The sequence below is a fragment of the Pseudomonas sp. ASL8 genome (genome assembly GCF_056680355.1).
In genome coordinates this window covers 4,993,738-5,007,131 of record NZ_CM155278.1, presented here as the reverse complement: position 1 = coordinate 5,007,131, position 13,394 = coordinate 4,993,738, and the positions used below count along the sequence as shown (strand labels likewise).

Sequence of the window (13,394 nt, the reverse complement as noted above, 5' to 3'; positions counted from 1 at the left end):
GAGTTGCTGAGTGACGAGGTGCTTTCTTTGCGACGTAAAAAGGAGGATATCGCTAGTGCAGTGGCTATTCGATACCTTGCCCGCCGTTCAGTCCAGACGTTTGCCCAGGGTTATTTCGTACGGATCAAGTCCGCACATGCCGTAGAGCGCAAGCCCTGCTTTGTTTTGCGCGAATACATTCAACTCGATACGCTTGACCCCATTGGCGCGTGCCCAGCGTTCGACCTGTTCCAGTGCTTTTTTTCCGTGGCCACACCGCCGTGCTTGAGGGTGGATCTCGAGGTCATAAATGAAGAGCTTCTTGATCCCGTAGGCCGAATCAATTCCGAACCACAACACCCCAACGTCTTCACCTGATGAGGCTCTCAAGCTGAATAGGTGATGGCCGGAGGTATTTAGCCCGTCTGGCAGCAACTCGTTAAAGCCCTCAGTAGCTTGCTCCAGCGCGAGGCTGGGCGTTAGCCCGTAAGTCTGCTCAATGTCTTGTGCATAACCTGCAATCGAGTGAGCCGCGAAGGTTTTAAGTTGCTCCTCGCTCATCGTGATCAAACGCACCATTTGGTTGTAAGCCTGTGTGATTGAGTGGGCTGCTGCTGACTCATGTACCGTCAACCTGTTGTGCGCGCAACGCGGTTTCAAGCTCGATCATTGCGGCGTCGATTGCCTGATGACGCGCCGTGATGACCTCGGCCGACGCTGCTTCGTTGCAGGCATCTTCCAGCGCCTCGCAGTGTTCGATCACTTCGCTGGCCTGGATGATTCGGGCTGCGCCTTTGATTTTATGGGCCATGTCGCCAAGGCTCTGTCGATTGCCACTTGCCATGGTTGCCGCGAGCTCCTTGCGGTCTTCCTGACTGCTGAGAAGCAACTGAGCGAGCAAGCGTTGAATCATTTCCGGACGTCCGCCAGTCAACATGTTCAAGCCGTCAACGCTGAAGGCAGCAAAAATATTTTGTCGCGGACGCTGGGGCAGGGGATTTACTTTCGCCAACTCCTCATGGAGCGCGGTCAGGCTAATGGGTTTGAACAGGCAGGCGTCCATCCCGGCATTTCGGCAGCGCAGGAACTCTTCGGGTTGCGCATTGGCCGTGAACCCGAAAATGGTGCAGCGAGGGCGTGATTTTTCCTGCTCATGGGCGCGGATCGCGCGCGTCAAGTCGTAGCCATTCATGACGGGCATGTTGCAGTCGGCAATGATCAGATCGAAATGGCCGTCCAGCCAGATTTGCAAGCCTGCAGCGCCTTGCTCTGCGGCTTCATAGCGATACCCCAGAAAGCCGAGTTGTTGGCACAGCAAGAGCCGGTTGGCGGGGTGATCGTCGACCACCAGGATATTCAATGGGGTACTGACATTGGGGCGGAGTTCAATAGGTTGCTCGATGACCTGGGTCTGCTCCAGTGTCGTCAGGGTCAACTCAACCTGGACGTGTGTGCCTTTTCCTGGCTGGCTGCTCAGGGTCAAGTGGCCCCCCATCATTTCACACAGACTGCGGCATATGACCAGACCCAGGCCTGCACCGCTTCGTGCCAGTTGGCCGGAGTTATCGGCTTGGGCAAAAGGCTCGAACAGCTGCTGCTGATCTTCTTCACTGATGCCGATGCCGCTGTCCTGGATCCCCATAGTCAGGTGCAGTTGTTGCGAGTCAGGGGTGTCATCGATGCGCAGGCTGATCTTGATTTGGCCCTGCTCGGTGAACTTGATCGCGTTGCTGATCAGGTTGGAAATAATCTGTTTGAAGCGCAGCGGGTCGAGCAGCACGTCGGCGTTGATGCCACTGTCGAAGTCCAGTAACAAGGTCAGGCTTTTTTGGCGGGCCAGACCATCGAAAACGCGCACCACCGACTCCACCAGCTCCCGCAGATTGGCCCGTTCGGGGCTCAGGCTGAGGCGGCCGGATTCGATTCTGGCGATATCGAGAATATCCCCGATCAGCTCCAGCAGGTCTCGGGCCGAGTTGTAGGCGACCTCAATGGCTGGACGATCAAGATGTCCTTGGTCTGCGCGTTTGAGGGCCAGTTCGAGCATGCCGATCACGGCGTTCATCGGTGTACGGATTTCGTGACTCATGGTCGCCAGAAACGTGCTTTTGGCGCGGTTGGCATCATCGGCCAGGTCTTTGGCGGCATGCAGATCTTCGATCAGTTGGCGTCGCTCGCTGATGTCGATCCAGCCACCAATGATGCCTTGCACCTCACCCAGCGAGTCCCGGAAGGGCAGGGTCCAGTGGTAAATGGTCAGGAAGCGATCACCGATCTGCAGCGCGCGATCAAGAATCAGCGGTGTGCCATCGGCCATTACCCGTTGGTAGTCGGCGGCATATTCCCGGGCCTCAAGCGTACTGCTCAGTACACCGTCCATGACACTTTTGCCAATGACGTCTTCGCGTCGGGTCGAGAAGGCCTCCAGATAGCTGTCATTGCAGGTTTGCAGCAGGCCGTCACGGTCGCGAACGTAGATGGGGTGAGGCGTGCCATTGAGCAGGGCGCGCATGAACTCGAACTGGTCATTCAGAGCGCGCTCTGCCGTTTCGCGCTGTTTTATCTGGCGGCGCATGTAGGCGTTCCAGGCCAACGAGCCCAGCAACAACAGCCCGGTGCCGAACACGATCTGATAAATCAGCTGATGGTAATTGCGCCAGTAACCCGTCCCTTGTGGGGTATAGGTTCGCCAACGGTTGTTGATCACGGCCAGGTCTTCCGGGGCGATGCTCAATAATGCTTTATCCAGGATCGAGCTCAGCTCTGTGGCATTGCGAGCGGTTGCCATGGAGATGCGTGCCTGATCGTCGCCGACGGTGTCGCTCATCTGTAATTTGTCGTCGAACAGCTGCGAGGACAGGAAATAGTTGGCACTGGGGAGTGAGGTGATTGCGCTTTGAACCTGTCCCTGGGCCAGCATGTCCAGCGCCCGGAAGGGGTTGTCCGTCTCCACCAGGGTTATGTGTGGGTACTCGCGCTGAAGGTAGGGCATGGTCGGGCTGCCCCGGCTAACGGCCAGGCGCTTGCCTGCAAGTTGATCCAGATGGGTCGGACTGGAAGGTTCTGTGCTGGTCACCAGAACAAAAGAGGTGTCCATATAAGGGCGGCTGAAGCTGAGTTGGCTTTCTCGCTCGTTACTGGGAATCATCGCGCCAATCAAGTCGGCCTGTCCCTCAATGACTTGCTTCATCATTTCGGTCATGCCCTGAACGCGTTTGATCTCGAAATTCAGACCTGTGCGCAGGCGGACCAGCTCAAGCAGGTCTGCTGTAATCCCGCGGAAGTTGCCGTTTGCGTCCAGAAACGTCAACGGCGCGTACGCCTCGTTGATGACGACGCGCACCACCGGATGCTGGGTAATCCAGCGTTCTTCGCGCTGGGTCAATTGCAACTTTTGATCGGTGAGCAGCACGTCGCTGCCAGCGCTCCAGCGTTTGGAAATGCTGACCCGTTCATCAATAGGGATGGCTTTCAGTGTCTTGTTGACCACATCGAGCAGTTGGGTGTCATCGCTGCGCACGGCGAAGCTGAAACCGTCAGCCTCATGTTTCCCGAAATTGGCCATCTGCACGTTGCTCAGATAGCGCTTGTTGATCAGGTAGTGGGTCGAAATGGTATCGCCGAGGAATACGTCTGCCTGGTTGAATGCCACCGCGTTTATTGCGCTTTGAAAGGAGGGGTACGTCTGAAGGGTCGCGTTCGGGTAGAGCGCTTTGACCTCCTCCAGCGGCAGATAGTGGTAAACCATGCTCAAGCGCAAGCCAGCCAAGCCCTCGGTGAGTGGACGGGTTTCCCCCACTCGGGTCACCAGCACGGGCTGATCCACGGCATAGGGCGCCGACAGAGTGATGTTCTTGCCCTTGGCCTCGAAACCATTGGCGCTGCCGAGAAGGTCGATCTGCCCCTCAGCCAGGGCTTGAATGGCCGCGTCCCGGGATTCGAAGCGCTGGACCTTGATCGGCGTGTCCAGAGCGTGAGCAAGAATGCCTGCGTAGTCGGCGGTAAATCCCTCGTAATCGTGACCCGTGCTGGTCATGTCAAAAGGCGGGTAATCCGGGGCTGAAGTGCCCAGCCTCAATTCACGTTTGTTTTGCAGCCACTGCCATTGAGCCCGGTCCAGCCGGGTTTCCATATGACTGGGGCTGGAGCGGCTGAGCAACGTGTAGTTTTGGGACGCAAGCTCGGCCGCCTGCACATTCATGCTCAAGCAAACGCCTGCCCCTAGCCTTAAATAATCCATTAAACGCTTCGACATCCGATATCTCACACTAGCGCATTGCGTTTTGCCATCTCGATAAGTTCTACCAAGGTTTTTGCCCTGAGCTTCTGCATGAGCCGAGTCTTGTAGGTGCTGACAGTCTTATTGCTGAGAAACATGCCTTTTGCAATTTCTTTGTTGGTTCTGCCTTGTGCGAATAGTTGCAGCACCATCAGTTCTCGGTCATTGACCAGTTTGAAGAGCTCGATTTCAGAAGGAGGACCGTCTGCACGAGAAGCAGGATTCAGGGCCTGGCTTGGAAAGTAATTGTAGCCGGATAATACGGCCTTCACCGAACTTAGCAGTTCACTCAGGTCTTCTTGTTTGCACACATAACCTGCGGCCCCCGATTGCATGCAGCGGATGGCGAATAAATTGGGTGTCTGCGCAGTGAGTACCAGGATTTTTGACGGTAAGTTCATCGCGTTGAAGCGGGCCAGTACTTCCAGGCCGTCCAGCTTGGGAATGCTGATGTCGAGGATGATCAGGTCGGGCATGCATTCGCGGACCATTTGCATGGCATCCACACCGTTGTCCGTTTCGCCAACGACATCGTAATTTTCATTTTCCAGCAGCATGCGTACCGCGAGGCGAATAACGGGGTGGTCGTCGACAATAAAAACCGAGTTCATAATTCTATTCCATACAAGCAGTGAAGAAAGCGCGCACCTTAGCTCAGATGTTCAGGCAGGCACATGAACCGATAGGGCTGCCAAGTGGATATAGGAAAGTTCCTACAGGAATTAACGTATTAGCGTACGTAAATGTCCAAAGGTCATCAGGCGACGTTTAAAATGATGAATAATTCAGCTGTGTAGATTGGCTATTAGTGTGCACGCTGTTTATAGCGTTTCGGAATTACCCTACAGTGAATTCAGGGCTTGCTTACGCGATGGCAACTTGTTTATTCGCTGGCTTCAAACGGATGTTTATTCGGTGTTTAAGCTTTTTCGCAAAAGCCGCTCGCGGCGAGCAATTCAGTCAGGGCCTGGACATCCAGGGGCTTGCTCAAGCATCCCAGGAGCGGCAGTTGGCGTTTATCTGCACTGCGTTCCAACGCGTCCAATTGCTCTTGGCTCAAGCCACTGAGCACGACCGCCCGGTGAATCAGGCCTCGCTGGCTTGCCAGATCTATCAGCTCAAGGCCCAGCATATCGGGCAGGCATTGATCACATAGCAACACGTCGAAGGGCTCTGTTGCTGCTTCCATCGCCGCCAGCGCTTCAGCCGCGGTCAGCACCGGGGTCAGTCGGTAATAGCCTTGATTGTTCAGCAGTATCTGGGTGGCAATCAATTGGAAAGGATGATCTTCCACCAATAAAATTCGCAGATTATTTTTTGACATCAGGATCTTCCGGGCAAAAGCGACGGCGCCACATGCGCAAATCAAACCTGCGGGGCAGGGTCACGCTCACTCAAGAGCGCCCCCGACAGGGAACAGCCTGGATTTGAGCCGAAGGTGCCAAGTGGCCTCAGGTTGATAGGTGTTCTCGCCAGCAATGGCCAAGAACCAGAGCCGAATTATTCGGCAGCCCGGCATCTCAAGCGATAGGGCTTTTCTGTTCTGAGCGTAGGCTCCCTCTTTAATTACAACGCGGGCGGGCATACCGCAGATCTGCAGCCAGATGAGTGACCGGGCGTTCACTCATCTGGTCATGGGGGTTGCAGGCGTTAAACCGGGCTTGAGAGACCGGTCATTTCTCGGGCCATCTCGCTGGCATAGCTGTCGGTCATGCCAGCGATGAAATCGATCATGCGCAGGAACGAGGTGTGCAGCGGCCAGTGGGGATCGGGCGCGTTATTGCCGAGCAAATCGAGAATGCGTCGATGCTTGAACGAAGGGGTTCGCCCGCCGAATTGCTCCAGTGCCGCACCGCAGAACGCATTGAGCAGTACTTCCAGGGTGGTGTAAGCGCCAATCTCATGCAGGGTCTTGCGTTTATCCTGAAAGATTTTCTGGCGAGCCATGTCCTTGGCGTCGAGCACGCAACGTTTGGCGGGGCCGTGCATGTGCTCCACCAGGTCGCCACTGAGGGTGCCCGCCAGCAATGCATCTTGCTGTTCGACAAAAGCACGCGCGGCGGCGTTGGTCAGATGCTCGATGGCCTTACCGCGCAAAATGGCCAGTTTGCGGCGGCGAGAATCGTTGGGCCCCAATTGCCGATAGGTTTCCGGGAGGTCATCGCCCACCAGGCCCAAGAGCAGGGATTCAACCTCGGCGTATTCGAGCAGGTCCATTTCCAGACCGTCCTCAAGGTCGATCAGGGCATAGCAGATGTCGTCGGCGGCCTCCATCAGGTACACCAGCGGATGACGCGCCCAGCGCTGTTCTTCAAGCTGCGGCAGGCCGAGTTTGTGTGCGATCTGCTCAAGGATCGGCAGTTCGCTCTGGTAACAGCCGAACTTGTGCTTTTTGTAGCCTAGCGAGTCGGCATGGCGCGCGGTCCAGGGGTATTTCAGGTATGTGCCGAGGGTTGCATAGGTCAGACGGGTGCCGCCTTCGAACTGGTGGTATTCAAGCTGCGTAAGCACCCGGAATCCTTGGGCATTGCCTTCGAAATTGAGAAAGTCATTGCGCTCGACGTCGCTCATTGCATCCAGCCAGCCACGTCCGGCGGCCTGTAAAAACCAGTGGCGAATCGCATCTTCACCCGAATGCCCGAACGGTGGGTTGCCGATGTCATGAGCAAGGCACGCAGATTGAACGACCATTCCAAGATCGCTTGGCTCGCACCAGTCAGGCAGGGCGCCGCGAATGATTTCGCCGACCCGCATACCCAGCGAGCGGCCAACGCAGCTGACTTCCAATGAATGGGTCAGGCGCGTGTGGATGTGATCGTTGCTCGTGACCGGATGAACCTGGGTCTTGCGGCCCAGTCGACGGAACGCGCCGGAAAAAATGATGCGGTCATGATCTTTGTGGAAAGGACTGCGCCCCAGCTCTTCAGGGCTGTAAATGGGTTTGCCAAGTCGTTCGCGGTTAAGCAGGGTTTGCCAATCCAAGGCGTTCACTCCGTCTATTGATTACGCCTAGCTTCCCGGTTCAGTCGTTGGGCTGCAAGGGCCTTGATCGCAACGCCGCGATTACAAACCGGCGGCGTCGATATCGATCAACAGCAGGCACTGGCCGTTCTCGAAGAACTGTCCGGCAGTCAGGCAATATTGGTTGCTGGTCACGTCGCGGTAAGTATTGGACAGGGTCAGGCGCCGTTCACCCCACCCCTCGGCCAGTAAATGGTAGAAGTACGGACGCCAGGACCAGTTGTGGCCCAGATAACTGGCATCAGCGTGCCAGACGCCGTTGCGCCATTCAAAATTTGGCGTGAGCTGTGTACCATGACGATCGCATTGATAGACGCGCAATAGCCACGGGTAGTCGTGCAGTTGCGGCAACTGGCTCAGGGGGGCTTGCCCTTCGGCCCAACTCTGGAGCAGGTTCATCAACTTGCTGAGCTGCAGGCGCAGGGTCATCAGGCGCGCGCGCTCGGCCACTTTTTGCAGCACGTAGCGGTCACGCAATTGAGCAAAATGCTGGACGAACGTGTCGCCAGCAAAGAACTCCACCTCACCTTGGGCGAACAAAAAACCCTGAACGTAGCGTGAACCACATTCCAGGGCGAAATGCAGTTCGGCTTCTGTCTCCACCCCTTCGGCGATGATCGAGCAGCCGGTCTTCTCGGCCATTTGCGCCAGTGCCTTGACCACATCACTGCTGTGGCCGCCACGGGCTGCGGCCTGAAACAAGCGCATGTCCAGTTTCAAAATGTCTGGTTGCAGCGCCAGTACCCGGTCCAGTTGTGAATAGCCGGCCCCAAAGTCATCGATAGCAATGCGCGCACCCGCTTCCCGATAGCGTGCTACCACATCGGTCAAACGTTGGCTGTTGCCGCCCAACTCAGTGATTTCGAAGACGATGCGCTGTGGTGCCACGCCATGGCTCTGTAGCTGTTTGAGGCTGGGCAATGGTTGACCCGGTCGCAGGCGATTGATCCAGCGTGGGGAAATATTCAGGCTGAGAAACCAGTCGTTGGGCACTTCATGCAGGCGGCTCAGGGCATTGTCACGGATCGCCCGGTCCAGGCGGCGCAGGATGGCAGGAGACATCTTGGGATCAGCAAACAGGGGGCCAACGGATAAAAGACGGCCATCGCTCTGGCGTAGGCGACCCAAGGCTTCAACGCCGGCAATACGACCAGTAGCGGTGTCGATGAACGGCTGAAAGCAGGCAAGCGGTTGCCCGTCTATCACGGAGCCTCCTTAGTAGATCTTGGAATTGTTTGCCGGGCAGGCAGCGCTTGTCACCCCACGGAGGACCATGGGGTGGCAGGCGCTGGAGTGCTTTGCAAGAATGCAGCCAGATGAGGCGCGTTAGCGTTTAGGCGGGGAGCCTTGTAACGCGAGCTTTATCAGCGGAAGCAGGCTGGTGCCCAACTTCACGAGGCGCGTGACACCACCGATGCCGCCGCCTTTGGCTCCTTTCCCGCTGAGGAAGCCCAGCAGGGTGACGATGCCAATGCCCCACAGAGGCGCGTGTTTAATGCCCAGCGTGCCTTGCCAATCCTGCGTCATATTGCGCACGCGGCGTATTGGCTCCAGCAGTTGACTTGATTCGTGACGAATCTCCTGGCGATGCATTTCCATGCGCAAGCGAATCAACGCCTTGCGCAGTTCTCGCCGGGAGGCTGAGTGCGACAGTTCAGGAAGATTCATGGCATCAGTCGCTCGCGATCATTGGCCAATTCTTGGAGGGTGGCATTGAACGGTGACGATTCGTCGAAGATCGCCGCTTTCAAACGCAAGCCGCAGAACACCGCAGCCAGGGTATAGAAGACACAGAGACCAATGATGCCGGCCAAGCGATAACTATCCCATACGACGATCAGCAATAAAGCGGATAACCCGATCAGCAGCAGCAGTGCAAAAACCAGCGCCAGACCGGCAAACAGCAGCAGGCTCAATGTACGTGATTTTTGCTCCTGCAACTCGATGCCGAACAACTCCACGTGACTGTGCAGCAGGCCCAGAAAAGCGGCACCCAAGCGCCGCGGTGACGAGTGTTGGTCCGCTGATGACGAACCTGATTCTGTGCCCATAGCCGTCAGCGCCTTGTAGCCAGCAGACCCAGGAGGAACCCGACGCCAGCGGCGATGCCCACTGACTGCCATGGATTGCTCTGAACATAATCTTCGGTGGCCGTTACCGCTGCTTTACCGCGTACGCGCAGGGACTCCTCTGTCAGACGCAGTGTCTCCCGTGCCTTTAACAGACTGTCGCTAATCTGCCCCCGTAATTCATCGGCCTGATCGCCAGCCAGCGTGGCGGTGTGCGCGAGAAGCTTCTCCGTGTCACTGACCAATGTTTGAAAATCAGTCATTAATATTTCCTGGGCGCTCGGCGCTGTTTTGCTAGCCATGGTTATCTCCGTCTGGTGGCTTAATGGTATTTCGAGTCTAAGGGATTACTGAAGGTTCATTTCAATTCGCATCCGTATTAAATCGACCAACTGGTACAGGTTTTGCTTCCAGATGGTGCGCCACGGAGGGCGATGCGCTGAATAAGAGCGAAGACAATGGCAAACGTGCCCAGATCTTACGCTTACATCATAAAACTTGAGAAAAAGCTCAAGCGACAATTTGTCCTCAAAAGTGGACTGCTCCAAATCGGGTCACGCATTGCGCCTCTCTGCCAATGCGTGGCGCCAGTTCGGTGCACGTAGAGGACTGCTTGACCCGCTTTGGTGCTTTTCGATGAATTGCAGGCCTGCCCTCCATGGAAAATTTGCAAAGCGCTGTGGACTCCCTGGTCCAAAGCTCAAATACCTTGTTCATCTTGACCGGCGCGGTGATGGTGCTGGCCATGCACGCCGGCTTTGCCTTTCTTGAAGTCGGTACGGTCCGGCACAAGAATCAGGTCAACGCGTTGTCGAAGATTCTCAGCGATTTTGCTGTATCGACACTGGCGTACTTCTTTATAGGCTATTGGATTTCTTACGGGGTGAACTTTTTACAACCCGCGTCCGTGATCAGTGCAAATCACGGGTATCAGCTGGTGAAATTTTTCTTCCTGCTAACCTTTGCTGCCGCAATCCCGGCGATTATCTCTGGCGGTATCGCCGAACGTGCCCGATTCGCGCCACAGCTGTGTGCAACCGTATTGATCGTCGCCTTTGTCTACCCGTTCTTCGAGGGCATCGTCTGGAATGGCAACTTTGGCTTGCAGTCCTGGTTGTTGGAGCGTTTTGGTGCCAGCTTTCATGACTTCGCCGGCTCCGTCGTGGTTCATGCCATGGGCGGCTGGCTGGCACTAGCGGCCGTGTTGTTGCTAGGGGCGCGCAATGGACGATACCGGGAAGGACGGCTGGTTGCCTACCCACCCTCGAGCATTCCGTTCCTGGCGCTGGGTTCATGGATACTGATCGTTGGCTGGTTCGGCTTTAACGTCATGAGTGCCCAGACCTTGCAAGGTGTCAGCGGGTTAGTTGCGGTCAACTCATTGATGGCCATGGTCGGCGGCACGGTCGCCGCGTTGATTGTGGGGCGTAACGACCCGGGCTTTCTGCACAACGGTCCTTTGGCTGGCCTGGTGGCGATCTGTGCCGGGTCTGATCTGATGCATCCGGTGGGGGCCTTGATCACGGGCGTTATCGCCGGAGCGCTGTTTGTCTGGTGCTTCACTGCGGCTCAGGTGCGCTGGAAAATCGATGATGTGTTGGGCGTTTGGCCTCTGCATGGGTTGTGCGGCTTCTGGGGTGGCATCGCGTGTGGTGTCTTTGGTCAAACAGCGCTGGGTGGGCTGGGCGGGGTCAGCCTCATCAGCCAATTGATCGGCTCCGGGCTGGGTGTGGTTGTGGCATTGCTTGGCGGGTTCCTGGTATACGGCACGCTCAAAATGATCATTGGCTTGCGTTTGACTCAGGAACAGGAGTACTACGGCGCCGACCTGTCGATCCACAAAATCGGTTCAGTCAGCCAGGACTGAGGCAACGGATTCAGGCTCGACGCGGGTACCCGCGTCGGCCTAAAATGCAGGCACTGTCAATGTTCTACACGCCATGCTCAAGGTGTCTTCATGCCTCCTGAATGCCAATTGCTGGGCACCCTTGGGTGTCATCTGTGTGAAGTCGCCGAAGCCGAACTGCTGCCACTGGTCGAGCATGGTCTGCTGGTCGAACTGGTCGACATTGGAGAGAGCGCTGCGCTGGTGGACGATTACGGCCTGCGCATTCCCGTGCTGCGGCGCGTGGACACCGGCGCCGAGCTGGACTGGCCGTTCGATGCCGGGCAGGTAGTGGTGTTCCTTCAGTAACGCGTCCGACAAAAATGTCTGATGCACGGAACTGAAACCCCCTCGTCGCAGTTGCCGATAATCAATTGGTCAGCGAGTGCTGATTCGTTTACTGTACGCATGTACAGTTAATCGGGTAGCACGGCATGTCTCTCACCATTCTTACTCGCAGTGAACGCCTGCAGCACATGCTGCCGGAGTCCAGAGAGCTGCGCATCACCGGTTTTCAATCACCCGCCGAAGACGAAAAGGAGCGGGGGTTTTCCCTTGATCGCATTGTCGGTATCGGCGCCCCGCAGATGCGTGCAGTGATGGTGAACGATGACGGTCTGATCGGCTTTGGCATCTACCCTGGTGACCGTTTGATTGTCGACCGTTCAGTGTCGCCTTGTGCAGGCAATTATGTCGTGGCTCATCTGGACGGTGCGGACAGCTACTGTGTGCGCCTGGTGAGCACAGGAGACAAAAACACACTGATGTTGGTCGACGCGCAATCGGCCACCCTGCCGCTGACGTTCGAAGATCCGGATTGCGTTGAAATCTGGGGCGTCGTGATGTGGGTGGTCAGCTATGTGGGGCGTGGATGACCACTTACGCCCTGGTCGATTGCAATGCTTTTTATTGCAGTTGCGAGCGCGATTCCCAGCCAGCGCTCAAGCGCGTGCCGGTCGTGGTTTTAAGCAATAACGATGGTTGTGTGATTGCCCGTTCGGCTGATGCTAAAGAACTCGGCATCCCCATGGGCGCGCCCTATTACCAGGTGCGAGACCAGCTGGCCTCGCTTGGGATCGCGGTGCGATCAAGCAACTACGTGCTGTACGCGGACATGTCCCATCGTGTAATGAGCGTCCTGGCATCCATGGTGCCGACAATCGAAGTCTATTCCATCGATGAGGCGTTCTGCGACCTGACCGGTATCCAGGAAGACCTCACTGAGTTCGGTACGGCCATCCGCCAGCGCCTTTTGCAATGGGTGGGCATTCCTGTTGGCGTGGGTATTGGCAGCACCAAGACCTTGGCCAAGCTGGCCAATTGGGCGGCCAAGAAATGGCCGGCCACCGGTGGAGTGGTCGACCTTCGCGATCCTTTACGGCAACAGCGATTGCTCAAACTGGCCCCGGCGACCACTGTCTGGGGGGTAGGGCGGCGTCTGGGTGTGCGATTGGCGGCGATGAATATCCATACGGCCTGGGATCTCGCCCAGTGCGACCCGGCTATCTTGCGGATGACGTTTGGAGTGACCGTCGAGCGCACGGGACGGGAGCTCAACGGGCAGAGCTGTCTTGACATGCACCAAGCACCGCCCGCAAAAAAAGCCATCTGCACCAGCAAGATGTTTGGCTATAGGCTTTCCGAACTGGAGCCTATTCGCGAGGCCATGGCGACCTACGTCACCCGCGCGGCGGAAAAACTGCGGTCTCAGGCTTCACTGTGCGGAGGTCTGCAAGTGAGCTTGCAAACCCAGCGCCACGATCCAGGCCAGCCGATCGTGGCCGACGCCGAAAGCTGCATCCTTGCGTATCCCACCGACGACACTCGAGACCTGATCGCACGGGCGTTGTCGGCGCTGGAACGAATCTTCAAGCCTGGCGTGGCCTACTCCAAATGCGCGGTGATGCTGTTCGATCTGTCGCAGCGCGGCGAGCTCACCTCAGACCTGTTCGCACCTGCCATGCGCGACGGCAGTGATCGGCTGATGGGCGTGATTGACCGGATTAACAAGCGGGAAGGGGCCGGCACTCTGCGCTTTGCCAGAGTGCCCGTCACGCCTAAATGGGGCATGCGCAGCGAGATGCGCAGTCGCTGTTACACCACGCGCTGGGATGAGTTGATACAGATCGGCAGTTGACAGCGTAGGCATATCCCGATTCAA

13 protein-coding genes are annotated in these 13,394 nt (G+C 56.8%); 4 read left to right on the top strand and 9 right to left on the bottom strand.

Annotated features, from left to right (window positions below; genetic code table 11):
- Positions 1–87 precede the first annotated feature (87 nt).
- From AC1MEA_RS23010 to AC1MEA_RS22970, 9 genes are all read right to left on the bottom strand, one after another.
- Positions 88–558 (bottom strand): GNAT family N-acetyltransferase, encoded by a 471-nt coding sequence (locus AC1MEA_RS23010; RefSeq protein ID WP_480417514.1) that lies wholly within the window; start codon positions 556–558, stop codon positions 88–90.
- 40 nt (positions 559–598) lie between these two features.
- A complete protein-coding gene (locus tag AC1MEA_RS23005; protein WP_480417513.1) occupies positions 599–4,234 on the bottom strand; it encodes a transporter substrate-binding domain-containing protein in 3,636 nt (1,211 codons plus the stop codon).
- Between the two features lie 8 nt (positions 4,235–4,242).
- Positions 4,243–4,869, bottom strand: coding sequence for a response regulator (locus AC1MEA_RS23000; RefSeq protein WP_449633517.1), 627 nt, complete (start codon positions 4,867–4,869; stop codon positions 4,243–4,245).
- Between the two features lie 308 nt (positions 4,870–5,177).
- The gene (locus tag AC1MEA_RS22995; RefSeq protein WP_219060205.1) at positions 5,178–5,582 is read right to left on the bottom strand and encodes a response regulator; all 405 of its coding nucleotides are present in this window, start codon (positions 5,580–5,582) and stop codon (positions 5,178–5,180) included.
- Positions 5,583–5,908: 326 nt separating this feature from the next.
- Entirely contained in the window at positions 5,909–7,240 is a 1,332-nt protein-coding gene (locus AC1MEA_RS22990) for a deoxyguanosinetriphosphate triphosphohydrolase (protein WP_449633515.1), read from the bottom strand.
- Positions 7,241–7,321: 81 nt separating this feature from the next.
- Positions 7,322–8,485 carry an EAL domain-containing protein gene (locus AC1MEA_RS22985; protein ID WP_480417512.1) on the bottom strand — a complete coding sequence of 388 codons (1,164 nt, stop codon included), beginning with the start codon at positions 8,483–8,485 and terminating at the stop codon, positions 7,322–7,324.
- Positions 8,486–8,605: 120 nt separating this feature from the next.
- On the bottom strand, positions 8,606–8,947 hold the full coding sequence (locus AC1MEA_RS22980; RefSeq protein WP_480417511.1) for a hypothetical protein: 342 nt from the start codon (positions 8,945–8,947) through the stop codon (positions 8,606–8,608).
- Positions 8,944–9,330: a phage holin family protein gene (locus AC1MEA_RS22975; RefSeq protein ID WP_219060202.1), complete on the bottom strand. Its 387-nt coding sequence runs from the start codon at positions 9,328–9,330 to the stop codon at positions 8,944–8,946. Before AC1MEA_RS22975 ends, AC1MEA_RS22980 begins: the two co-directional genes overlap by 4 nt.
- 5 nt (positions 9,331–9,335) lie before the next feature.
- Positions 9,336–9,650: an ElaB/YgaM/YqjD family protein gene (locus tag AC1MEA_RS22970; protein ID WP_219060201.1), complete on the bottom strand. Its 315-nt coding sequence runs from the start codon at positions 9,648–9,650 to the stop codon at positions 9,336–9,338.
- A 356-nt stretch (positions 9,651–10,006) separates the two neighbouring features.
- On the opposite strand from AC1MEA_RS22970, the gene AC1MEA_RS22965 reads away from it, so the two are divergent.
- From AC1MEA_RS22965 to AC1MEA_RS22950, 4 genes are all read left to right on the top strand, one after another.
- Positions 10,007–11,215, top strand: coding sequence for an ammonium transporter (locus AC1MEA_RS22965; RefSeq protein WP_480417510.1), 1,209 nt, complete (start codon positions 10,007–10,009; stop codon positions 11,213–11,215).
- Between the two features lie 90 nt (positions 11,216–11,305).
- Positions 11,306–11,542, top strand: coding sequence for a glutaredoxin family protein (locus AC1MEA_RS22960; RefSeq protein WP_219060199.1), 237 nt, complete (start codon positions 11,306–11,308; stop codon positions 11,540–11,542).
- A gap of 125 nt (positions 11,543–11,667) precedes the next feature.
- A complete protein-coding gene (locus tag AC1MEA_RS22955; RefSeq protein WP_219060198.1) occupies positions 11,668–12,108 on the top strand; it encodes a LexA family protein in 441 nt (146 codons plus the stop codon).
- A complete protein-coding gene (locus tag AC1MEA_RS22950) occupies positions 12,105–13,370 on the top strand; it encodes a Y-family DNA polymerase (RefSeq protein ID WP_449633509.1) in 1,266 nt (421 codons plus the stop codon). The genes AC1MEA_RS22955 and AC1MEA_RS22950 overlap by 4 nt, the downstream gene beginning before the upstream one ends.
- Positions 13,371–13,394: the final 24 nt, after the last annotated feature.